Annotated in this window: 18 protein-coding genes; 9 read left to right on the top strand and 9 right to left on the bottom strand. The window is 43.9% G+C overall.

Translation table 11 applies throughout. The features are described 5' to 3' along the window. The first annotated feature begins 171 nt into the window (after positions 1-171). Complete coding sequence (locus VPNCDNU1_RS21915; protein ID WP_104402317.1) at positions 172-1,203, top strand: hydroxyacid dehydrogenase; 1,032 nt, start codon at positions 172-174, stop codon at positions 1,201-1,203. A gap of 40 nt (positions 1,204-1,243) precedes the next feature. On the opposite strand, the gene VPNCDNU1_RS21910 is transcribed toward VPNCDNU1_RS21915, so the two are convergent. Then, positions 1,244-2,965 (bottom strand): O-antigen ligase family protein, encoded by a 1,722-nt coding sequence (locus VPNCDNU1_RS21910; RefSeq protein ID WP_104402316.1) that lies wholly within the window; start codon positions 2,963-2,965, stop codon positions 1,244-1,246. Between the two features lie 26 nt (positions 2,966-2,991). Then, positions 2,992-6,408 carry a hypothetical protein gene (locus tag VPNCDNU1_RS21905; protein WP_104402315.1) on the bottom strand — a complete coding sequence of 1,139 codons (3,417 nt, stop codon included), beginning with the start codon at positions 6,406-6,408 and terminating at the stop codon, positions 2,992-2,994. Between the two features lie 331 nt (positions 6,409-6,739). On the opposite strand from VPNCDNU1_RS21905, the gene VPNCDNU1_RS21900 reads away from it, so the two are divergent. After that, complete coding sequence (locus tag VPNCDNU1_RS21900; RefSeq protein ID WP_104402314.1) at positions 6,740-7,465, top strand: winged helix-turn-helix domain-containing protein; 726 nt, start codon at positions 6,740-6,742, stop codon at positions 7,463-7,465. 135 nt (positions 7,466-7,600) lie between these two features. On the opposite strand, the gene fabB is transcribed toward VPNCDNU1_RS21900, so the two are convergent. Continuing rightward, positions 7,601-8,812 carry a beta-ketoacyl-ACP synthase I gene (fabB, locus tag VPNCDNU1_RS21895; protein WP_104402313.1) on the bottom strand — a complete coding sequence of 404 codons (1,212 nt, stop codon included), beginning with the start codon at positions 8,810-8,812 and terminating at the stop codon, positions 7,601-7,603. Between the two features lie 125 nt (positions 8,813-8,937). Here fabB and mnmC point away from each other — a divergent pair, with 125 nt between their 5' ends. The 3 genes from mnmC to VPNCDNU1_RS21880 all read left to right on the top strand — a co-directional run bounded on the left by mnmC (position 8,938) and on the right by VPNCDNU1_RS21880 (position 12,422). Then, positions 8,938-10,950, top strand: coding sequence for a bifunctional tRNA (5-methylaminomethyl-2-thiouridine)(34)-methyltransferase MnmD/FAD-dependent 5-carboxymethylaminomethyl-2-thiouridine(34) oxidoreductase MnmC (gene mnmC, locus VPNCDNU1_RS21890; RefSeq protein ID WP_104402312.1), 2,013 nt, complete (start codon positions 8,938-8,940; stop codon positions 10,948-10,950). A 142-nt stretch (positions 10,951-11,092) separates the two neighbouring features. Then, positions 11,093-11,929, top strand: coding sequence for a phytanoyl-CoA dioxygenase family protein (locus VPNCDNU1_RS21885; RefSeq protein ID WP_104402311.1), 837 nt, complete (start codon positions 11,093-11,095; stop codon positions 11,927-11,929). Positions 11,930-11,984: 55 nt separating this feature from the next. Further along, positions 11,985-12,422 carry a GNAT family N-acetyltransferase gene (locus VPNCDNU1_RS21880; protein ID WP_237324187.1) on the top strand — a complete coding sequence of 146 codons (438 nt, stop codon included), beginning with the start codon at positions 11,985-11,987 and terminating at the stop codon, positions 12,420-12,422. A gap of 8 nt (positions 12,423-12,430) precedes the next feature. Here VPNCDNU1_RS21880 and VPNCDNU1_RS21875 read toward each other — a convergent pair whose 3' ends face one another. Together VPNCDNU1_RS21875 and VPNCDNU1_RS21870 are read right to left on the bottom strand one after the other, a co-directional pair. Further along, positions 12,431-12,700 (bottom strand): YfcL family protein, encoded by a 270-nt coding sequence (locus tag VPNCDNU1_RS21875; RefSeq protein ID WP_104402310.1) that lies wholly within the window; start codon positions 12,698-12,700, stop codon positions 12,431-12,433. A gap of 20 nt (positions 12,701-12,720) precedes the next feature. Continuing rightward, entirely contained in the window at positions 12,721-13,251 is a 531-nt protein-coding gene (locus tag VPNCDNU1_RS21870) for an elongation factor P hydroxylase (protein WP_104402309.1), read from the bottom strand. A 209-nt stretch (positions 13,252-13,460) separates the two neighbouring features. Here VPNCDNU1_RS21870 and VPNCDNU1_RS21865 point away from each other — a divergent pair, with 209 nt between their 5' ends. Then, positions 13,461-14,084, top strand: coding sequence for a trimeric intracellular cation channel family protein (locus VPNCDNU1_RS21865; RefSeq protein WP_104402308.1), 624 nt, complete (start codon positions 13,461-13,463; stop codon positions 14,082-14,084). A 54-nt stretch (positions 14,085-14,138) separates the two neighbouring features. Here VPNCDNU1_RS21865 and VPNCDNU1_RS21860 read toward each other — a convergent pair whose 3' ends face one another. Beyond that, positions 14,139-14,873 carry an SDR family NAD(P)-dependent oxidoreductase gene (locus VPNCDNU1_RS21860; RefSeq protein WP_104402307.1) on the bottom strand — a complete coding sequence of 245 codons (735 nt, stop codon included), beginning with the start codon at positions 14,871-14,873 and terminating at the stop codon, positions 14,139-14,141. Positions 14,874-14,978: 105 nt separating this feature from the next. On the opposite strand from VPNCDNU1_RS21860, the gene VPNCDNU1_RS21855 reads away from it, so the two are divergent. Beyond that, on the top strand, positions 14,979-15,890 hold the full coding sequence (locus VPNCDNU1_RS21855) for a LysR family transcriptional regulator (RefSeq protein WP_104402306.1): 912 nt from the start codon (positions 14,979-14,981) through the stop codon (positions 15,888-15,890). An 83-nt stretch (positions 15,891-15,973) separates the two neighbouring features. Here the strand turns inward: VPNCDNU1_RS21855 and aroC are convergent, their stop codons facing one another. Then, positions 15,974-17,059 carry a chorismate synthase gene (aroC, locus tag VPNCDNU1_RS21850; RefSeq protein ID WP_104402305.1) on the bottom strand — a complete coding sequence of 362 codons (1,086 nt, stop codon included), beginning with the start codon at positions 17,057-17,059 and terminating at the stop codon, positions 15,974-15,976. Between the two features lie 197 nt (positions 17,060-17,256). Further along, the gene (gene prmB, locus VPNCDNU1_RS21845) at positions 17,257-18,189 is read right to left on the bottom strand and encodes a 50S ribosomal protein L3 N(5)-glutamine methyltransferase (protein WP_104402304.1); all 933 of its coding nucleotides are present in this window, start codon (positions 18,187-18,189) and stop codon (positions 17,257-17,259) included. Positions 18,190-18,243: 54 nt separating this feature from the next. Between prmB and smrB the strand changes: the two genes are divergently transcribed. Further along, a complete protein-coding gene (gene smrB / locus VPNCDNU1_RS21840) occupies positions 18,244-18,774 on the top strand; it encodes an endonuclease SmrB (protein ID WP_104402303.1) in 531 nt (176 codons plus the stop codon). Positions 18,775-18,815: 41 nt separating this feature from the next. Here smrB and sixA read toward each other — a convergent pair whose 3' ends face one another. After that, positions 18,816-19,280 carry a phosphohistidine phosphatase SixA gene (gene sixA, locus VPNCDNU1_RS21835; RefSeq protein WP_101112701.1) on the bottom strand — a complete coding sequence of 155 codons (465 nt, stop codon included), beginning with the start codon at positions 19,278-19,280 and terminating at the stop codon, positions 18,816-18,818. A gap of 232 nt (positions 19,281-19,512) precedes the next feature. Between sixA and VPNCDNU1_RS21830 the strand changes: the two genes are divergently transcribed. Next, entirely contained in the window at positions 19,513-22,290 is a 2,778-nt protein-coding gene (locus VPNCDNU1_RS21830; RefSeq protein ID WP_104402302.1) for an insulinase family protein, read from the top strand. Positions 22,291-22,346: the final 56 nt, after the last annotated feature.

Raw genomic sequence — 22,346 nt, 5'->3', positions numbered from 1 at the left:
AGTAAATCGATTTATTTTTATTTTTTACAAATTAGCAACAAGCAGATTTCTTATATGATTTGAGTGAACATGGATTCCACTGAGTCATTTTTCCGGGGATAGCTGCTTCTTAACCCAAGATTTTTTAACAAGCTTGGGCAGTTTCAATTTAACGGTTAACAAGGAATGGATATGACGCTAGATAACCGCCCCCTCATTGTGAGCGCACCTTACCCCAGAACATTGGATTTGATTTTCTCACCAGAACGAAAAGCCCAGCTTTTTGAACAATACAGAGTCCTTGAGACGGAAAGTGAGGACGTGAATGACCTCAACAATGACATCATTTCCGAGATCACCTACATCATTGGTCAGCCTCCATTGGATGAGCAATTCATTCAGAAGGCGTCAAAATTACGCTGTATTTTTAACGTCGAGAGCAACCTTATCGACAACATGCCCTATCCACTGTTATTTGAAAGGGGGATTCATGTCGTCACAACGGGCCAGGTATTCGCACTTCCAGTGGCTGAACTTGGGGTAGCACTTGCCTTAGCGTTGAAAAGAGACCTGATCAACGCCGACCTGATGTTCAGAGATGGAAGCGAACTTTGGGGAGGCGACGGAAACGCAAATGCCAGCCTGCTATCGGGCGCTACCGTCGGAATCATTGGTTTTGGTGACTTAGGCAAAGCACTCAATCAACTGCTTAAAGGGTTTCGGGCGAAAGTTCAGTCCTACGATCCATGGTTACCCGAGTCTCTTCTCAAAGAACACGACGTCGCCCCCGCTGAATTGGACACGTTGCTATCAACAAGTGATGTGATTTTTGTTGTTGCCTCCGTAACCAGCGAGAACCAGCATTTTCTAAACAAGAGTGCTTTCAGCAAGATGAAAGCAGGATCCGCGTTTATTCTTCTCAGCCGGGCTAACATCGTCAATTTTGAAGATTTGATGGACGCTGTTGAGTCAAAACACATCGTCGCGGCCAGTGATGTGTTCCCAGAAGAACCCCTACCCTTAGACCACCCGGTTCGCAACCTTGAAGGCTTTGTCCGCTCTGCCCACCGAGCAGGGGCTTTAGATGTTGCGTTTCTTAATATGGGCGAAATGGTCATGGAAGATCTCAAACTTCTCGACCAGAACTTACCCCCACAAAGATGCAAACGCGCCGAACGCGAAACTGTTTCAAGAATGCGTTCTAAGCCAGTGACGACCAATTAATTAGGCTTGATTGAGACTGGTCTCAATGAGACCAGTCAAATTATCGGGAGCTCAGTAACTCATTTTGCTGACGCAGGCTACAATCTTGAGCCTGGTGGAATAAATGTTCAGCTTTTTTGTAACTCGGGTAGTACTTAAGCAAGCCACCTAATGTTTTAACAGCTTTCGCACAGTCTTTTTTGTAAACCAATAGCATGCCGTAGAAATGACGACCGTATATGTGATTGGGATTGAGAGAGAGAAAACTCTCCGAAGCAGTTATAGCTGAATCCAAATCCTTCGGACCGTAAAAATACGCCATAGACAACTCAAGCCATGCTGCTTCATTTCCCGGATAAATGGAAACTGATTTTTCCAGTTTTTCTATGTTTTGGTTTGAGACCCCTTGGTAGTGGTAAAAATGAGAAACTGTGGTCATGAAGCTCAATGCGGGGACAATCAGTGCAAATATTGCCACAGAGGATAAAACGGTCTTGTTACTCGGTTTGGCTATAGTAACTTCTTTCTTACCTCTGATAAGTGCAGCAAACAGTAATATCGCAAATATGTAGCTCATCGGAGACAAAAACACTTGGCTTAAAAGTGAATGGGTTAAAAAGGCAAACAATGCAATAAATATCCACCAACGGTTGGGTTCTGCTATCACTAATTGGAAAGCTTTAACGATAAGCCATAGGTAGATTAGCGAAAACAAGATTCCACCGATCCAGCCGAGTTCGGTAAATACCTTGGCTAGAAAGTTATGTGGTGTTTTTAATATTTGTTTCTCACTGACAAATTCGGAGGCCTGATGAGTGCCAACTTTTGCGTATTCAGGGTGGATAAATTCAAAATTGTTTGCCCCGACTCCAAATGGATTTTCCTTTAGCATATCCCAACTATTGAGAACCATATTTAGCCTAGGGCGATAGTTATCTAAGGGCTCTTCAATAGCACTAAATGAAGCAGAAAGTGTATGAGGGAGAGCAAAAGATGATTGAGAAGTGGCGTATCCTACTAAAGATGTTATTCCAATAATCACCAACGGCATTCGAAGAGATAAGTTTCCCCGCTCTAACAAGCGTCTCGACTGCAAGAATAGAAAGACGAGCACACCCAAAGCCAGAGCAATAACGGTAGTTCTAATATGGGAAATATTCAAAACGTGCAGCACGCTTAATAGAATGACAGAAACTCCCAGTAACCATACATACCTGAATCTATTACACCATGCGAAATAGCATAGGGCGGGAATCCAGATGTTGAAAATATGTCCAGCATTGTTAGTAAATCCAATTGGTGTGAATGCACCATTATTCACAGGAACATCCATCCAGCGTTCGATAAAAAAAATAATGGAGAAGAGAGAGGCAGAAAGCACTGAAGAATAAAGCAATAAATTTTTGCGCTGTTCACTGTTGTAAATCGTTACCAATAGTGAAAAAGAAAAACCAAATAGTACAAAGCGAAAGAGAAACTCAATACCAGCGTAAACATGGCTAGACCAAACAAAACTGGTTGCAATCCAATACGCTGTAGCGCCAAATAAGAAGCTTATATAGGAAAACTTACTAGCCAATTTTCGTAGATTTAAAAAAACGAACACCGACAAAAGTACATCAATAAATAGCCATTTCGGTACATCGTGACTATAGAAAAAGCCGCTCCAATAAACACAAGTTGTAATGGAGATAACGATAGGTAGTAACACTAACCAAACATCGTCAATTCGATGGGTAAATTGTTTAATGAATATAGACATAATCATAGAAGAAGGGAGCATAGCGCTCCCTTGTAGTTAGGTTGAGTTTAGTAACCGAATTCAATAACCAGTTTTAAATCTTGGAACCTGAAATACTGATACCCAGTTTCATCAGCAACGGATGCTGAAATTTTCAAGATTTCTCCGCTGTTTATAGCATCTCGAATTTCTTCAATACCACGTTCACCGAAGTTCAGTTTCACTGGCGAGTTGCCAGTTGCTAACTGACCCAGAGGGCAATTTTCAGGTGCAATACCTACATCACATCTAAATTCGAAGTCCTCTTTTGCAGATTCGTTATTCGGGTATTCTGATTGTGTACCTTCATACAAATTAACCGCATTACCTACATTTCGATTGTTCTCCAATCTTGCACTCAAGATTCTCGCATTTGTTGGAATAGCAGTTAAATCAAATGCAAATAGCGCACGGTACTCATACGGACCGTAAGAGCTTGAACCCTTCTGAGCATTGGAGCCGTAACTGGAACTATACCCATAGAACGACTGAATCGTCTTCGGCTCGGCATAAGGATCGGCAGGTGCATATGGATTTGATGGTGCGTATGGGTTTGTAGGGGCATAAGGGTTAGACGGTGCGTACGGATTGCTAGGAGCATACGGATCTAACATTGTGCTATAACCTACACGACCACTAAATGTCGACATGGTGGAAAGCGTTTTGTTTTCAATGACAATGGCTCTGTGACCTGGAATTGGAGTAGGCACAGCAACTAAAGGAATAAGAGCATTCCCTGTTGGGTCATCACTTACAATCTCCAATGTCGCTCGAGCTAGATCCCAATCGGTACCTTGATACTTAACGTTGAAAATATGTGTATTTTCTGGATCCAGTTTTGGAGGCAAGTTGCTAACACTCAACGACCAGTCGGAAGGTAAACTCTTTCCATCTGTGGTTCGGAAGTTGAAACCAGAAATAGTCAGCTCAGACTTACCTGAGTTTTTAATTTCTATACCCGTTTCAGAGCTAGTCGCAGACCCAGTTGGCTGAATAACTTTGATTGGCGCGCTATCATTCTCGATAGCTCTCCATACATCTTGGTTCTCAATATCACGGTACTTTGACTTTACGGTTAGGTAAGGGGCATCTTCTCCTAAAACGATTTTTTTGGTGTAACGCTTACTTCGACCTGCAGCATGATCTAGGTAAAACTCCATTGAAGTCGGTTTACTGCTCAGAAGTGTTCCATTCGCATTCGGTCGACTTTGTTGTGCAGAAATGGAGTATGAAATTGATTCCCATTTATCCTCAATCGCTTGTGGTGAGAACATTAGGCTTGCATATGCTTTACCCAAACTATTTGCGGTCACTGTTTTCTGAGATGCAAAAGTACCCGATCCTGACACTTTAACCTTTGCATATGGAACAGGGTTTCCGTGTACGTCAACTACGTCAAAGCTTACACTTATATAGGGACAACGCAATGCACCCTCTGGACCACATGAGTAATCAAAGTTCCACCAGCTGAAGTGCTCAACTGTACCCTCATAATGATCACCTTTGAGGTTTGCGACGCCTTTTTGCGTCCATTTACCAGTGTTTTCATTTAAGTGCCACAATGGCAGCGATGTAGGTGCGGTTGCAGGGTTTGCTACTTTAATCTTGATTGTTGCAGGTGATGCTAATGTCACTTCTTTCCCTGAAGCGTCTCTTATATCTGCACCGATAACACCAAACGAGATTATTTCAGCTTCTCCAGTTGGGACACCATTGGCATCTGTTTCAATACCGGTAAAACCGCCAGGGAAAGCTTCTAGGAAAGCAGAATCGGAAGGGTTAACTGAACGATGAGAAACCGTCACATTACCGCTCGTTACACCCGTGAACGCGTTCGCAGGAAACGAGATAGATGCACCATTACCGAGTGAGATACTCGATGCTGCTGTTGCCGATACAGAAGACGTAGACCCTGGTAATAACTGAATAACATCCAGATCCGTTAATACTCCAGGTTCAATCTTAACTGGTGCATGGTAAGGAAGGTAAGATGCTCCCAATTTTATCTCTAACGCATAATCGCCAGCCGGAATGTCTTGACCGCCAAATTTTCCGTTTGAATCCAAGAGTTCAATTGCACCTTGAATAACTACACCCGTGTCGTTTTTAAGGTTCACTTCTAGATCGCTGACAGCGCCTGAATGTGGTTTAGAACTAGCAAGGTTTAGGAAGACTTGACCAACAATTGATCCTTTTTGACCAATGGAAATTTGATCACCCGTTACAGAGAATTCATAGCTCGCCGAGCCACTTCTCTCACCAGTTGGCGTGACACCTATCACATCTAAACGATAGTGACCTTTAAGGTAGTGACCAAAGTAGTTGTTCACCAGAGGAGTATTGGCAGGATCGATCGTAAATGTTGGTCCTATCCCCACCAACTGACCGTTTAGATACCAAGTTTTTACAATGTTGCCATGGCTAGAATCTGAGCTAGGCACATCTGCTTCGACGGTGAAGCTCGTCGGCGTATCAAACGCAAATGAATTTGGTAATACGTCAGCATTCGTAATTTCAATAGGAAGTGAGTTGTTTACCTTAAGCTCAATATTCAGATCAATTTCACCGACACCTTTCACTCCTTTCAACGTTTGTTTTACCGAAGTCGACTGTCCTTTAATAATACGAACCGTCTCAGCAAAACCCGTCGCTAAATGCGCTTTAGCATTGGTAGAGTTACCATCGTGAATAGTAAACACCAACGCATAATAACCTGAATCTACGTGATTACTTAATGAAGCACTTGCTACCCAATTATTTGCGTCTTTCGAAGTTACAATCGTATCCAGCACAGAAACCACGTTACCACTAGTTGAACGCAGCTCTGCGGTAACTTTAGGCGTCAGTGCAATGTTTTTTGGCCACTCAATCGCAAAGTCAAAACTACCTTTACCTTGAGCCATAGCCACTTCGATAAATGAAGGGGTTACTTCCGACGGTCGTACTGTCACAGCTTGGCTACCACGCGCAAATTCTAAGCCGTTGACGTCTTGGGCAATAACTGTGATGGTCCAGTTCCCCGCAATCAGCCCTTCAATTTGACGTGCACCACGACCTCTAACGACGGTATTAAATGATTCGCCAGCAGGTCCCTCTCCTGAAATTCTGAATGTGTCCAGATTTAGATCGAGAGCGGGTTCATTTGTCGTCACCGAGCTTGGAGACAAAGAACGATTTTCTTCGCCTGCTGCAGACGAAAATGCTTTCGCATCTGATGATTGGGATTTAAAGCTAAGAGCACGAGATGCACCTTGAATGTTCTCAACTGACACGGTTTCAAATTGACTGGAATTCGTCTCGTCTTTTAGCACCAGCTGTAAGCTACCTTTTCTTGAAGTGTCACTGACGGTCTGATTACTACTGTCACCTCCACCTCCTCCACATGCAGTGACGACGATAGAAATCATCAATGCATAAATAAATTGCAATATTCCTTTGCGCTTCATGTTAATTTTCTCAATTATGTTAAAAGATAAGCCAAATATATGTATGGCTTTATTAAAAACAGCAACGAGAAATATATACACATAAATAATGAAAGTTATTTTCTATTTACAATGTGTTACTAACACCATTTACAATATGTTACTTAAAACTATTTACTTTCATGAGAAAAATACAACAAATTGGGAAGCAATTAGATATCGCTCAGTTTTTTAGCATAATCATTACATGTTACATTCGGTTACTTTAGAATATAGAAAAAATTACCGTAGGATGGATAAAAGACCTAAAAATATTAGTAATAATTGCTAAAACCACTTTGGGGAGGAATACATGAATAAAAGTATAAATACGGTACAATATAATGTGGCTTATATCACTGATAGAGGCGTTTATAAGGAACCCATTTCACGTATTTTTAAAGACATAAAGGTCAACATATTCTTTTATTCAGGCAGCTTTGAGGATTCAAATAATGTTTCAGGTACATTCCTGGATAGTAATATAAACTTTAGTGCTATTGTTATAGATAAAAATATAGCATCAGACTCAGAACTTCACAGAACAAGAAGCTTCATAAAAAACTCTGACTTAAGTTCAATTATTATTTGTAGAGATAAAAAAAGCGCTTTTTCAATTATTAATTCAGGTGCCGATGACTTTCTAGTTCCTCCATACACCGCAGAAGAGCTGACTCTACGAATTATTAACGTATCTCAAAGAAACCATATGCCTCACCTTCATTCAGAAAGCCATGTCAGCTTCGGAAAATACTCCCTTCACTTAGAAACGCGTGAGCTTAAAACTCAAGACATCAATAAAAGCCTAACCGACGGAGAACATATGCTGCTTCTTCATTTAATCGGAAACAAGGGCAAATACTCTTCTAGGGAAGAACTGTCTTTAGCATTAGGAAAGAAGCGCCATCCAATGTCTAGCCGGTCTGTAGATATGCTCATAGGGCGATTGAGAAGAAAGATAGACGACAACCCAAAAATGCCTCAGTACATCGTTACATCGAGGGGGAAAGGTTACATGTTGGTAAGAGAACCAGAATAAAAAAACCGGTCTCAGATGAGACCGGTAAAATCCAGAACAAAAGGACTGAACCCCGCTCTCCTTGGGGAACTTTCCGCGTCTGTGTGATCAGCTAGGCTGATCAGCTCTGGAAACTTTCAATAATATTGCCGCTGTTTAGCCTTGGTATTTTTTCATTACCAAAGTCGCGTTGGTTCCGCCGAAACCAAAGCTGTTTGACATCACTGTCGTCAGCTCTTGCTCACGCGTTTCAGTCACAATGTCTAGACCTTCTGCAGCTTCATCTAAGTTGTCAACGTTAACGCTAGGTGCAACAAAGTTGTGGTGAAGCATTAGCGTAGAGTAGATAGCTTCGTGTACACCAGCTGCGCCCAGAGCGTGACCTGTCATCGCCTTAGTTGCTGAAATTGCTGGGCTGTTGCCACCAAAGACTTCTTGGATAGCACCTAGCTCTTTCACGTCGCCTACTGGTGTTGAAGTACCGTGTGTGTTGATGTAATCAACGCCATCAACATCTTGCATTGCCATCTTCATACAGCGGATTGCGCCTTCACCAGATGGTGCTACCATGTCGAAGCCGTCTGACGTTGCACCGTAACCAACAACTTCACCGTAGATAGTTGCGCCGCGAGCAAGTGCATGCTCTAGCTCTTCAATAACCAACATACCGCCACCGCCTGAGATGATGAAACCATCACGGTCCGCATCGTAAGTACGTGATGCTTTTTCAGGTGTGTCATTGTATTTCGTTGAAAGTGCGCCCATCGCATCAAACATCATGGTGAGAGTCCAATCTAGCTCTTCACCACCGCCTGCGAATACGACGTCTTGTTTGCCAAGTTGAATCAACTCAACAGCGTGCCCAATACAGTGTGCAGACGTTGCACAAGCTGAGCTCATAGAGTAGTTCACACCGCGAATCTTGAATGGCGTAGCCAAACAAGCAGACACAGTTGAAGACATAGTACGAGGTACCATGTAAGGGCCAATACGCTTCACGCCTTTTTCACGTAGCGTATCCACTGCCACAGCTTGGTTCAGAGAGGAAGCACCACCTGAACCTGCAACGATACCAGTACGATCGTTAGAAACCTGCTCTTCAGTTAAACCTGCATCAGCAATAGCCTGCTCCATCGAAAGGTATGCGTAAGCAGCAGCATCACCCATAAAACGCATTTTTTTGCGGTCGATGTGCTCAGCAGGGTTAATTTTCAGATCACCCCACACCTGTGAACGCAGCCCTTTTTCTTTGAACTGCTCAGATGCGTTGATGCCTGATTTACCCGCTTTCAATGACGCTAATACTTCTTCGACGTTGTTACCGATACTGGAAACAATACCCATACCGGTGATTACGGCTCGTTTCATGAGACATTCCTATAATTCAAAAATCCGTAGAATAATAACCAAGTTGCCACACAAAAGTGGTCAGCTTTCCCAGAAATACGTACAATCCGCGATAGTCTCGCACATTTACCCAAGATCATACCACTATGACGACCATTAAGAACGCAGTTCTAGGCTGGAATGAAGCCGGAACCCCTGTGTCTGATCAATTCGATGATGTTTATTTTTCCAATGTAAACGGGCTGGAAGAAACTCGTTATGTCTTCTTGTCACAAAATCGATTGCCTGAACGTTGGAACGAATACTCCGATAGACGATTTGTTGTCGCTGAAACGGGCTTTGGCACTGGCTTAAACTTTTTGGCTCTGTGGCAATGGTTTGATGCTTTCAGAAAAACCAATCCGAATGCGCCACTTAAAGAGCTGCATTTTATCAGCTTCGAAAAGTTTCCAGTAACGCAAGACGACCTTAAAAAAGCGCATCAATCTTGGCCAGAACTTGCTGAATACGCCGAGCAGCTTCAAAGGCACTACCCAATAGCCGTGCCAGACTGCCACAGAATAGTGCTCGCAGATGGTGCTGTGACACTGGATTTATGGTTCGGCGATATTAAAGACTGCATGCCTAGTGTACCCACGCCTAAAACAGGCTTAGTCGATGCATGGTTTCTTGATGGGTTTGCACCCAGTAAAAACCCTGAGATGTGGAATCAAGACCTGTTTAACGGCATGGCCAAGCTAGCCAGACAAGATTGTACCTGTGCCACCTTCACGGCTGCAGGGTTTGTGCGTCGTGGGCTGATTGAAGCCGGATTCTCTATGAAGAAGGTCAAAGGCTTTGGAACTAAGCGCGACATGATTGTGGGCACCATTGAGCAAAAGGTGCCAACAACCAACATTAAGCCATGGTTTCATCGTTCGGGGACCTGCAATGTGCAAGACGTCGCCATTATTGGCGGTGGTATTGCCAGCGCTACTTTGGCGAAAAGCTTAGCGCGCCGTGGCATCAAAACCACGCTGTATTGCAAAGATTCGTCACCAGCACAGCAAGCGTCTGGAAACCGCCAAGGTGCGGTCTACCCGTTACTCAATGGTACTCACTCAGGCGTTTCCCGTGTTTTTGCTCCTGCCTTTTTGTACGCCAGGCAGTTTGTGGAGCAAATGAGTGCAACGCTTCAGCTTGATCATGAATGGTGCGGCGTTACCCAACTGGCATGGAACGAAAAAGCAGAAGCTAAACTCAGCAAAATGCTACAGGGTAATTTTGCTGAACAGTTGGTTCAAAAATTAGATCAAAACCAGACATGCGAAAAAACGGGGCTGACTTTTGATACGGGAAGTGTTCACTACCCGTTAGGCGGCTGGTTATGCCCTCAACAGCTGACAAATGAAATCCTTAGAGAACTGGAAGAAAGCGGTCACTTAACCTGTTTGTATGACACAGAAATCCAAAGTGTCGAGAAAGTCGAGGGGGGTTGGAGCCTGCTATCAGAGCAAGGAACATTCACTCATCAAGTTACCGTTATTGCAAATGGGCACCTATTTGGTCAGTTCGAGCAATCAAAAACAATCCCAGCCTCACCCGTAAAAGGGCAAGTTAGCCACATACCGACAACGGAAAACCTTCAGAAGCTCAAAACGGTTCTTTGCTATGACGGATATATGACACCGCATAACCCAAACAATATGCAGCACTGCATTGGTGCGAGTTATGACCGAGACAACATAGACAAGGAATTTGATCAAATCGCACAGAATGAGAATGCGGAAAAGCTGCGCAACTGCGTACCTAATCAAGCTTGGACTCAAGATGTCGACGTCTCCAAGGGTGATTCACGCCAAGGCATTCGCTGCGTTTCACGGGACCACCTACCCTTTGTCGGTCCCGTTGGTCGCTACGATAGCATCGTGACCGAATATGCAAACCTGCGCGATCAAACCGAAGCAGATGTCATTGACCTTCCCGTGTATTCCGATCTCTATTGTATGGTTGGTTTAGGCTCCAGAGGGTTAAGTTCCGCCCCGCTATTGGGTGAGCTATTGGCTTCTCAGGTATGCCAAGATCCGATGCCGTTCTCTGTCGATACATTGAATGAACTGCATCCTTCTCGAATGTGGGTTAGAAGGCTGCGTAAAGGCAAAAGTATAACGGGATTGTAATCCTATCACTATAGAAAATAAGGCGCTTAAAGCGCCTTATTTTATTGTCCATCAATATCACACATAAGTTAACATTTCTTTTACAATTAACCACCTAGCCCCTATATTAGACGTCAAATAGGCGAAATTTTAGAGTTTACCCATGCTAAGTCAGCAACAAATTTTGCAGTATCACGAGCAGGGCTATTTGGTTCTTGATCAAATGATTCCCGTGGAAACGTTGAACGATTTGAAGCAACGAGCGGCGAAGATTGTGGACGAGTGGAAACCAGATTTCACCGCTTCTATATTCACTACCAATGACAATGATCGAACTGGCGACAGCTATTTTCTCGATTCAGCGGAAAAAGTTCGTTGCTTCTTTGAAGAAGAAGCGTTCGATAAAAATGGCCAATTAATTGAACAAAAAGCTTTGTGCATCAATAAAATTGGTCATGCCTTGCATGAACTCGACCCTGTATTTCGTGAGTTCAGCCATCTACCAGTTCTTGGAGACATAGCCAATGATATCGGTGTAGATGAACCTGAAATTCGTCAATCTATGTACATTTTCAAGCAACCCAAAATTGGTGGTGTCGTGAATTGGCACCAAGACGCCACGTTTTTCTTCACCACACCGCAAAGCGTTGTTACCTATTGGTTTGCCATAGAGGATGCCACCTTGGAAAACGGCTGTTTGTGGGTAGAGCCAAAAGGGCATACAGGACCTCTTCGAGAGCGGTTTAATCGAGATGGGGATAACATCGAAATGGTTAAGCTTGACGATACGCCATGGCCAACTGAAAAAAGCGGTATTCCTCTAGAAGTTAAAGCCGGTAGCTTAGTTATTTTTCAAGGGCTGCTTCCCCATTACAGTGCGCCTAACCGCTCTGCAAAATCTAGGCAAGCCTTTACTTTGCATGTTACTGATGGGAGTGCTCGCTACGCTAAAGAAAATTGGTTGCAAACTATTCTGCTTCCTCTGCGCGGATTCGATTGATTCGATTAATAGTTGTGGAAACGGCAAACGCTTTCACTCAAGTAAGGAGAAACCATTGCTCACCATACGAGAAGCCAGAATCGATGATGTAGAGGCCATAATGCCGCTTTCTGAACATCTACAATACAAAGAGTCCGACAAAAGCGAAATGCGTTTGCGACTAAATAAGCTCATTGAAAGCAGTGACCACTGGGTATACGTAGCAGAATCAGCAAGCTCAAAGCAAAAGAAGGGCATGGTTGGTTGGCTTCATTGTTTTCAAGCTTTGAGGCTGGCGTCCGAGAGCTTTTATGAAATCGGAGGAATGGTAGTATGTCCGTCAGCGAGGCGATTAGGCATTGGAAAGTTACTCGTTAATCATGCGATGTCTAGCCATTCTGGAAAATGGCGAGTAAGGTGCAGTGAAACGAGAAAGGAAACGCACCAGTTTTACGAAAATGTAGGATTTACGACCTGTAAAACTCAATGCGTTTTTGAAAAATATTCTGAATAACGCGGGGTCTAATTCAGCAGCAACTTATGCAGCTGCTGCCAAAGCTCACTGACAATAATGCGATCTGCAGGAGTCAGTTCAGATTTTGCTCCCTCTAAACTTTCTTCAATTCGGACTTTAAGATCCGTAATTTCCGTTTCCCCTGCTGCTTCACATGCTGCCGCTGACAATGAAATATGACCTCTTAAGTAGCCGCCAGCAAATAGCTCATCGTCTGATGCGGTTTCTACTTTGGAATCAATCAATTCCAGCATTTTTTCTTCGTACTCTAGGATCATTCTGGTCTCTTATTTCACTGTTACTTCACTTGAAACTGGTCAGGGTGAAGAGAATCGGTTTTATAGAAGTGGCGTAGTGCGTCAGATAGGCTTCTCATTCGGGGTGATAGTCCACTTTCGAGGATCTCTAAAACCTCTTTATGCACTGTGCTCATAAAGCTCAGCCTATCTGGCTCAAAATCGCCGTGTAGATTGTCACAACTGACTGTAAAAGGAAAGCCTGCGCTTTGTGACAAAATCCACTCGTACGCTTGAGGTCGAAGCTCTACTCGTTCAAACTCTGCTTGCACGGCTTCAGTTCGACCATCTGGTTCATACCAATAGCCAAAATCTTCTTTAAGCCGGCGTTCCGGCCCTGCCACCATCCAATGAGCAATTTCATGCATTGCTGAGGCGTAAAAACCGCGGGCAAATACTATTCGGTGGTAATCTTTTTCTTGGTCCGCAGGCAGGTAAATAGGTTCATCTCCTCCTAATTCCAACTTGGTATTAAAGTCTTCATAGAAGGTGCGATTAAATATATCGATAAGATCTGTGTATTGATGAGACATAAGGTTTTGATGTTGTCACTTTCTAGCGCATATTTTCCTTGGATTTTCTCATTTGTAAACCCAATTTACGTCCTGCCCTCATATCATGCCTCCAACATTAGGTTTTCTAATCCAAATAACCACATGCCATACTAATTTTTACTCGCCAGCTCTGCCATTTCGCACTAGAATTGCCGCTCTTTTTTCCTCTACTTGCTGGATCTGGAACCATGCTTTTAAGCACGCTCTATGTTTTAGGTATCACAGCGGAAGCGATGACTGGTGCACTCAGCGCTGGTCGAAAGAACATGGATTGGTTCGGTGTTATGTTTGTTGCGAGTGCAACCGCTATTGGCGGTGGGACTGTGCGCGATATTTTGCTAGGGCATTACCCCCTTACTTGGGTTGAAAACCCTCAGTTCCTGGTGACTACATGTGTTGCTGGTGTTGTTACAACGGGCATTGCAAAGTGGGTAATCAAACTAAAAGGGCTCTTCATAAGGTTGGATGCTCTTGGCTTGATCGTTTTCAGTATCATCGGGACAAAAGTTGCGCTGAATATGGGATTGCACCCCATTATTTGTATCGTTTCTGCGGTAGTGACAGGGGTATTTGGTGGCTTACTTCGAGATTTAATCTGCCGCCAGTCTCCTCTCGTTTTGCATGAGGAACTTTACGCATCTGTCGCCCTGCTTGCCTCAGTGCTCTATTTAACGCTGATGTATTTTGGTATCAACGAAGTCACAAGCACCATTGCAACATTAATCACGGGTTATTTGTTAAGAATGGCTGCCGTAAGGTTCAAATGGAAACTGCCCTCCTTCCAATTGGAAACCGAAGAGCCCCTGCACTAAAGCACCGTATATCAATCAATTATCTCTGGCGTATGGCACGCCAGAGAAATCACGTTATAGTGCATGCCCCGCATCCACATCCAAACTGCCACCTCGCATACCCATTGATGCAGGAGAGAGCAAGTACTCAATGGCAGGCACAATATCACTGGTTTCCAGAATACGCCCAAGCGGTGTTGTATTCATGAACGACTTCAGCCCTTCAAACGCTTCATCATTCATACCCGCTTTTCCTTGAATCTCTGTTGCGGTTACACCCGGTCTAACACTGTTAATACGAACCCCCTTCTCCGCGAGATCCACATTCAAGCACCCAACAACACCTTCTAATGCGGCTTTGCTCGCCGAATACAAAGACGAACTAGGGAAAGCCTTTTTCACAACAAGGCTCGACACCATAACAACGCTTGTGGGGTTATTTAGAACAGGCAACAATGCCTGAAGAGTAAAGTATGGCGCCTTGAAGTTAACATCCATCGTTAGATCAAAGGCTTCTAGCGTCGTAGTCTCTAATTCATTTGGGAAATACACGCCTGCATTTAGCACTACGCCATCTAAGCGCATATTATCCGTCTTTAGCTTCTCCCCTAGAGTTTGAATATCCGACATATTCTCGCTATCACATAGAACTGGAATTATTTCTCCTTGTAAGCATTTCACTGTCGCTTCCAGTTTTTCTGAGTTTCTCCCTGTCACGACCAAGCGATGACCCTTTTCACTTAACGATTTTGCCGTTGCTAAACCAATGCCAGCCGTTGCACCTGTAATCAAAATTGTGTTTGAGCTCATGATTTTCTTTCCTTGCGGTTGAACACAAACTCAGACTACCTCATGGTAATAAGTATGATTAGATACCAATTACTCATCATTTTGTTTCCATTTGGATACCAATAAATGAATACACACAAACTGCTTCCCTATCTTCCCATTTTTCGCTTGGTCGCCATAAAGGGCAGCTTTCAAGGTGCCGCCAATGATCTTAACCTGCCGAGATCATCTGTCAGTAAAAAGATCTCGCAGCTAGAGTCGTTAGTTGAACAACGGTTAATTCAAAGAACCACCCGCAAACTCGTGCTGACCGAAAGTGGAAACAAGCTACTGAAGTTGTCTGAAGGGTTACCAAATATTCTCAATGACATAGAAGAATTTGTGTCTGATTTTCAAGAAGTACCCGTCGGGAAAGTAAAAGTAAGCTGCTCAACCTTGATTGGTCATCAATACCTGCTTCCGCACATAAAATTGCTCAGAGAGAAGTACCCCAAAATAACGCTTGAGCTGAGCTTTAACGACAGCTATGTCGATTTGGTTGAGGAACGAGTAGACATTGCTATTCGTGTTGGCAACCTGCCAGACTCTCCTATGCTGGCAAGAAAAATAGGTGATAAGAGTTTGGTTTGCGTAGCCAGCCCAGACTATTTACGTGCTCATGGAACACCTTCAACCCCTGAAGATCTAGATAGGCACCAGTGCGTGGTGTTTAAGAGTAAAAGTAGCAATCACAGCTACTGGCACTTTGAGAATTCGGAGGGAAGTACACACCCTATTCAGATTCACGAAACTCTGATTTGTGATGATGCCCGAGCGCTGATTGATATGGTGAAATCAGGATTAGGCATCACGATGGTTGACCCCAATCTAATTCGAAATGAAATGAGTACGGGAGAACTGATCCAAATTCTGGAGCCATTCAATGTTACCTGCACTCAACCCGTTCAACTGTTGTGTTTGGGCAGAGCCACTCGCTCTAAAGCTGCCAAAGTCATCTGGGAAGAACTGGCGAATATACTGCCAGTGTATTTTCAGTAATATTCAGGAAATAAAAAAGCGCTCATCAGAGCGCTTTATCTAATAAAGTATCAATCTATATCAGGTCAGATCACCATTAGCGACTAAATCTGAGGCGTTTCCGTTGTCACTCCGTGGTTTTGTCCACGATGACGAAGCAAGTGATCCAACAAAACGATGGCTAGCATAGCTTCGGCAATAGGTACGGCACGGATACCGACACAGGGGTCATGACGCCCCTTAGTAATCAGTTGGGTAGGCTCACCTTTACGAGTAATGGTTTCGCCCGGTACGGTAATGCTTGATGTCGGCTTAAGTGCAATATTCGCAACCACATCTTGCCCTGTAGAAATCCCACCTAAAATACCACCAGCATGATTACTGGCGAACCCTTCTGGTGTAAGTGGATCGCGGTGTTCGCTGCCTTTCTGGTTTACTACATCGAACCCATCACCAATTTCAACACCCTTCACGGCGTTAATACTCATCAATGCATGGGCGATATCGGCATCTAAGCGGTCGAAAATTGGCTCACCTAGCCCAACAGGAACTTGAGTTGCAACTACTTGAATTTTAGCGCCAATTGAATCGCCCTCTTTCTTGAGGTCACGGATCAATTGATCAAACTCTTCAATCTTATCGACGTCAGGGCAGAAGAATGGGTTGTTTTCAATTTCGTTCCAATCGACTTTATCGATCTTCACATCACCCATTTGTGAAAGGTAGGCACGGACTTCAACGCCAAACTCTTTCTTAAGGTACTTTTTCGCTACAGCACCCGCCGCAACGCGCATCGCGGTTTCACGAGCGGAAGAGCGACCTCCACCTCTGTAATCACGAACACCGTACTTTTGGTGGTAAGTATAATCGGCATGACCTGGGCGAAACTTGTCTTTGATTTCGGAGTAATCTTTTGAGCGCTGGTCAGTATTTTCAATCAACAAGCCAATGGATGTGCCCGTTGTTTGACCTTCAAATACGCCCGACAAAATTTTCACTTCATCCGGTTCACGTCTTTGCGTGGTATAGCGAGACGTGCCAGGACGGCGACGATCTAAATCCACCTGCAGGTCGGCTTCACTTAGCTCTAGACCCGGAGGGCATCCGTCAATGACACAACCCAGTGCCAAACCATGGCTTTCACCGAATGTCGTTACACGAAAATGTTGTCCAATGCTGTTTCCTGCCATTTACTTCCTCTGTTTTGAAAGACATTTCACCTCTTTTTAAAGGCTTCATCCCTGTCTTTCGTTCAAACCTGTCATTTTTCGTGATTTCATAGTCGCTTTATAGGCAGGCGTTGTAAACCCCTTGTTAGAAAAAATAAAAAAAACGCCAGTATCAAACTGGCGTTTTTCACATTAAGTCAATATGTTAACCGTTGCGACTAATCTTTATAGATAGCGAACTCTTGTGCATGCTCTAGCATTTGTGCTCGGGTGATCATAAATACGCCATGACCACCATTTTCAAAATCAATCCATGTGAATGGCATGTCTGGATACTGGTTTATCATGTGAATCATGGAATTACCAACTTCACAAATCAGAATGCCGTCGTCGGTTAGGTAATCTGGTGCATTCGCTAGAATACGACGAACCAACTTCAACCCATCCGTTCCTGCTGCCAAGCCAAGCTCCGGTTCGTGAGTAAACTCTTCAGGCAAGCTATTCATGTCTTCTTCATCCACATAAGGAGGATTCGAAACAATGAGGTTGTATTTGTCTTTTGGCAGGTCACGGAATAAGTCAGAGCGGATTGGAAAAACCTGCTGTTCCATTCCATGGTCTTGAACATTTTGCTCTGCGACTTCTAACGCATCAGAAGAGATATCAATCGCATCCACTTCTGCATCTGGAAATGCATGAGCACAAGCAATCGCAATGCAACCACTACCGGTGCACAAATCCATAATTCGTGTTGGCTCTTCCACTAACCATGGTTGGAACTGAGCTTCAATAAGCTCACCAATAGGAGAACGAGGCACCAACACACGCTCATCTACAAAGAATTCCAGCCCGCAGAACCATGCTTTATTGGTTAAATACGCTGTTGGTGTTCGCTCGTTAATGCGTTTTACCACTCGCTCAACAATACGTAATCGTTCGCTGCTGGTTAAACGGGAATTCAGTACATGAGAAGGCACATCGATTGGCAAGTAGAGTGTCGGTAATATTAGTTGAACCGCTTCATCCCAAGCGTTATCAGTGCCGTGACCATAAAAAAGACCGGCGGCGTTAAAGCGACTGACTGTCCAACGAATCATATCTTGAAGCGAATGAAGTTCAGAAACCGCTTCATCTACAAAAATCTTATCCAAATTTGCCTCCGAAAAGCGCTACAATACTGCATATTTCAAATTTTTAAGAATCTCATGAGCCAGAACGACAACGATAAGGATGACGGCTTTGACCTGTTTCGAGACGCAGTAAAGGGCGTAAAAAAGTTGCAACAGGATACCATAGTCCAGCAGCCAAACAGAAACTCAAAGCAGAAAGAAGCAGTAAGAATAAAGCGAGAAGCATCCGACAATGAATTTTTCTTCTCGGATGAGTTTATTCCTCACCTAGATGAAGATGGACCGACTCGTTATGCGCGTTCTGATGTATCGAAATTTGAGGTGAAAAGGTTACGACGCGGCGTCTATGTGCCGGATGTGTATTTGGATATGCATGGTATGACTCAACAAGAAGCCAAACGAGAGCTGGGTGCAATGATTTCTCATTGTATAAAGGAAAGCGTGCATTGTGCTTGTGTCATGCACGGAATTGGTAAGCATATATTAAAGCAAAAAGTGCCTGTCTGGCTGGCACAACACCCAGATGTAATGGCATACCACCAAGCTCCGTTAGAATTTGGCGGCGATGGCGCACTGTTAGTCTTACTCAGTATTCCGGATAAATAATCGCTTATCCCGAGCTCAAGTTAAGTCGCTTCAAAAAGTTTTTAAGGGTGAATATGCCAAAGCATTTCACCCTTTCTCTTTTCTAAATCAAAATCGATGCACACCAAACCCGACGTTGGAAACATAGGTGGTGTCATGTCAGACACGAACTCAGCCGTTAGGTAACCTACAAGCGGTAAATGTGACACTAACAAAACGGATTCAAGATTCTGCACTTGTGCGGCAGCGCAAATGTACTCGAATACGTCATCTGACTTGCCATAAGGCGTAATGTCGTCACTCGTTTCTTGATCGGATGTGGTTAGGTATTGTTTGATGGCGTTCCATGTTTGCTGAGCACGCAAATAAGGGCTAACCAAGACTTTACTAAATTCTGCTTCACCCTGCTCGGCACAAGCCTTGGCGACCAAAACAGATTGATTGACTCCACGAGAAGTCAGGGCTCTTTCAGCATCACTGTTGGCAAACGTTTCTGCCTCTCCGTGACGCATAATAAATATTTTCATTCGGTTGTACCCGTTTGTATGCCGAACCACTTTTATCGGCTTCTTTGTTTTTGTTTCGATCTACGGGGCAGCACGCATCAATGAATTGAACCGAACTGCTCTTTAATTATATCAAGTCAATGCCCAAAGACTCTGACTTCGTTAACAATCTATTAAAAAATGACAGCTTTTGGTTTGCAGCACGCATTTAGGCAGTCATAATTAACTCAATAGCTATAACGGAGACACACTTGTGTACCTGAGCCCCAACGACAGTAACCAATATCGTTATATTAAATTAAACAACGGCTTAAGAGTTCTCATTGTCCGCGATGAACATGCTCAAAAATCGGCAGCCGCTCTAGCTGTCAATGTCGGGCATTTCGACGATCCTTCCGACAGAGAAGGTCTGGCTCATTATCTTGAGCATATGCTGTTTTTGGGCACAGAAAAATACCCGAAGACAGGCGAATTTCAAGCTTTTATTAGCCAACATGGCGGAAATAATAACGCATGGACGGGAACTGAACACACTTGTTACTTTTTCGATGTGTCACCGAATGCATTTGAGCGCAGTTTAAAACGATTCAGCCAGTTCTTCATTGCTCCTCTATTTAACCCTGATGCACTAGAAAAAGAGCGTCAGGCGGTAGAGTCCGAATACCGCTTAAAGCTAAAAGACGATATGCGTCGGCTATTTCAAGTACACAAAGAAGTGGTCAACCCGGAACATCCTTTTTCCAAGTTTTCGGTTGGTAATGTTGAAACCTTGTCTGATAGAGAAGGAAGTTCTATTCGCGAAGAAATCATCGAGTTTTATGGCACCCACTACTCTGCCGATTTGATGACGCTTGCCATAGTCGGTCCACAAGAGTTGGATGAATTAGAGCAATGGGTCGAAGACTTGTTCTCCCCTATTCAAAACCGTCATTTGTTTGGCAAGAAGGTGACGGTTCCTCTTACGAACCCTGAATTACCCTCGTGTTACGTCCAAGTTGAACCAGAGAAGGACTCTCGTAAGTTAGTGCTCGCTTTCACTTTACCTTGCATGGACGAGCATTACGCATCTAAACCCCTTTCCTACTTTGCTCACCTGTTGGGTTATGAAGGAGAAGGGAGCTTAATGCTTTATCTCAAAGAGCTTGGCTGGGTTAATGGATTGGCTGCTGGCGGAGGAATGAGCGGCAGCAATTTCCGCGAGTTCTCCGTAAGTTGCACCTTAACTCAGGAAGGCTTAGATCACGTCGATGATATTGTTGAAGCCACTTTTGCGTACATAAAATTAATCACTGATTCTGGTTTTGATGAATGGCGTTATAAAGAAAAGCAAGCCGTATTAGAATCCGCTTTTCAGTTTCAAGAAGCAGCCAGACCGCTCGATTTAGTCAGCCATCTGGTCATGAATCTTCACCACTACCCAGAAGAAGACGTGGTGTATGGTGATTATAAAATGGCTTATTTTGATACCGCTTTGCTTAGCAAGGTTGCCGAATATTTCACGGCAGAGAATATGCGATTGACGTTGATCGCCAAAGGTGTGGAATGCAATAAAGTCGCAAAATGGTATAATACGCCCTATTCTGTGCAACGCTTTACAGATGAGCAAGCCAGCCGCTGGAAAGAAGTTGCTCTTAACCCAGAGTTAACACTGCCTGAAGTCAACCCATACATTTGCTATGACCTGACGCCACAGCCTTTGGAAGGTAATGAAACCAAACCCAAGTTGATACAAGATCTTCCCGGTTTTCGTTTGTGGCACCTTCAAGAAAAAGATTTTAGAGTTCCTAAAGGGGTGCTCTATCTTGCCATTGATAGCCCTCATGCCGTTTCTACTCCACGAAAAATTGTTCAAACGCGATTATGCGTTGAGCTGTTCCTCGACGCTCTAGTGAAAGAAACGTACCAAGCTGAAATAGCAGGCATGGGCTACAACATGTACGCGCATCAGGGTGGTGTAACGTTAACACTCAGTGGTTTTAGCCAGAAGCAGCCTCAATTACTCAGTGTTATTTTAACCCGTTTCGCAAACCGAGATTTCCGCTCTAGCCGTTTCGATACCATCAAACAACAAATGCTACGCAATTGGAAAAACGCCGCAAAAGATCGCCCAGTTTCTCAATTGTTTAATGCGATGACCGGGCTTCTGCAACCCAATAACCCCCCTTATCCGGAGCTAATTGAGGCGTTAGAATCCATTGAAATGGATGAGTTGCCAGCATTTGTCGACACCATTTTGAACGAATTACATGTAGAGCTGTTTGTCTATGGCGACTGGAATCAATCTCAGTCGATTGAACTTGCCGAGACCATCAAAAATGCACTGCGCGTAAAAGACCAACGCTATGAAGAGTCATTGCGCCCTCTTGTCATGCTAGGAAGTAATGGCACATTTCAACGTGAGGTTCAGTGTAACCAAGCGGATTCTGCAATTGTTATTTACTACCAATCGCCAGAAATTGACCCGAGAAGTATTGCACTGTATTCCTTAGCCAATCATTTAATGTCAGCGACTTTCTTCCACGAAATTCGGACGAAACAACAGCTTGGTTATATGGTGGGAACGGGGAATTTACCTCTAAACCGCCATCCCGGTTTAGTGCTGTACGTACAATCGCCCAATGCTGCACCGATTGATTTGCTTTCCGCAATAGATGAATTCTTAAATGCGTTTTACATGGTGCTGCTTGAGCTCAACGAATACCAATGGCAAAGCAGTAAGAAAGGGCTCTGGAGCCAAATCGCGACACCTGATAACAATTTAAGAGGTCGAGCACAGCGTTTATGGGTAGCGATTGGTAACAAAGATCATCAATTCAATCAAAGAGACAAAGTACTCGAAGAGCTAAAAACACTGACTCGCAGCGAAATGATTCGCTTCGTCGTTAGTATATTGAAACCTCGCACCGCGAACCGCTTGATTATGCATAGCAAAGGGAATGAACACCAAGATGATCCTTGTTTGAATGAAGGATTCGAAATTGGCTCTGTGGAAGAATTCCAGTTGAGACCAAAAGATGTGGAACTCGGTTAGCTCACTTAACAAAATTTAGTTCGCAAAATAAAAAGGGGACCGCGCCCTTGCGGTCC

It is taken from the genome of Vibrio penaeicida (genome assembly GCF_002933855.1).
GTDB lineage: Bacteria > Pseudomonadota > Gammaproteobacteria > Enterobacterales > Vibrionaceae > Vibrio > Vibrio penaeicida_A.
The sequence above is the reverse complement of the archived record's forward strand: the minus strand, read 5'-3'. Positions and strand labels throughout refer to the sequence as shown.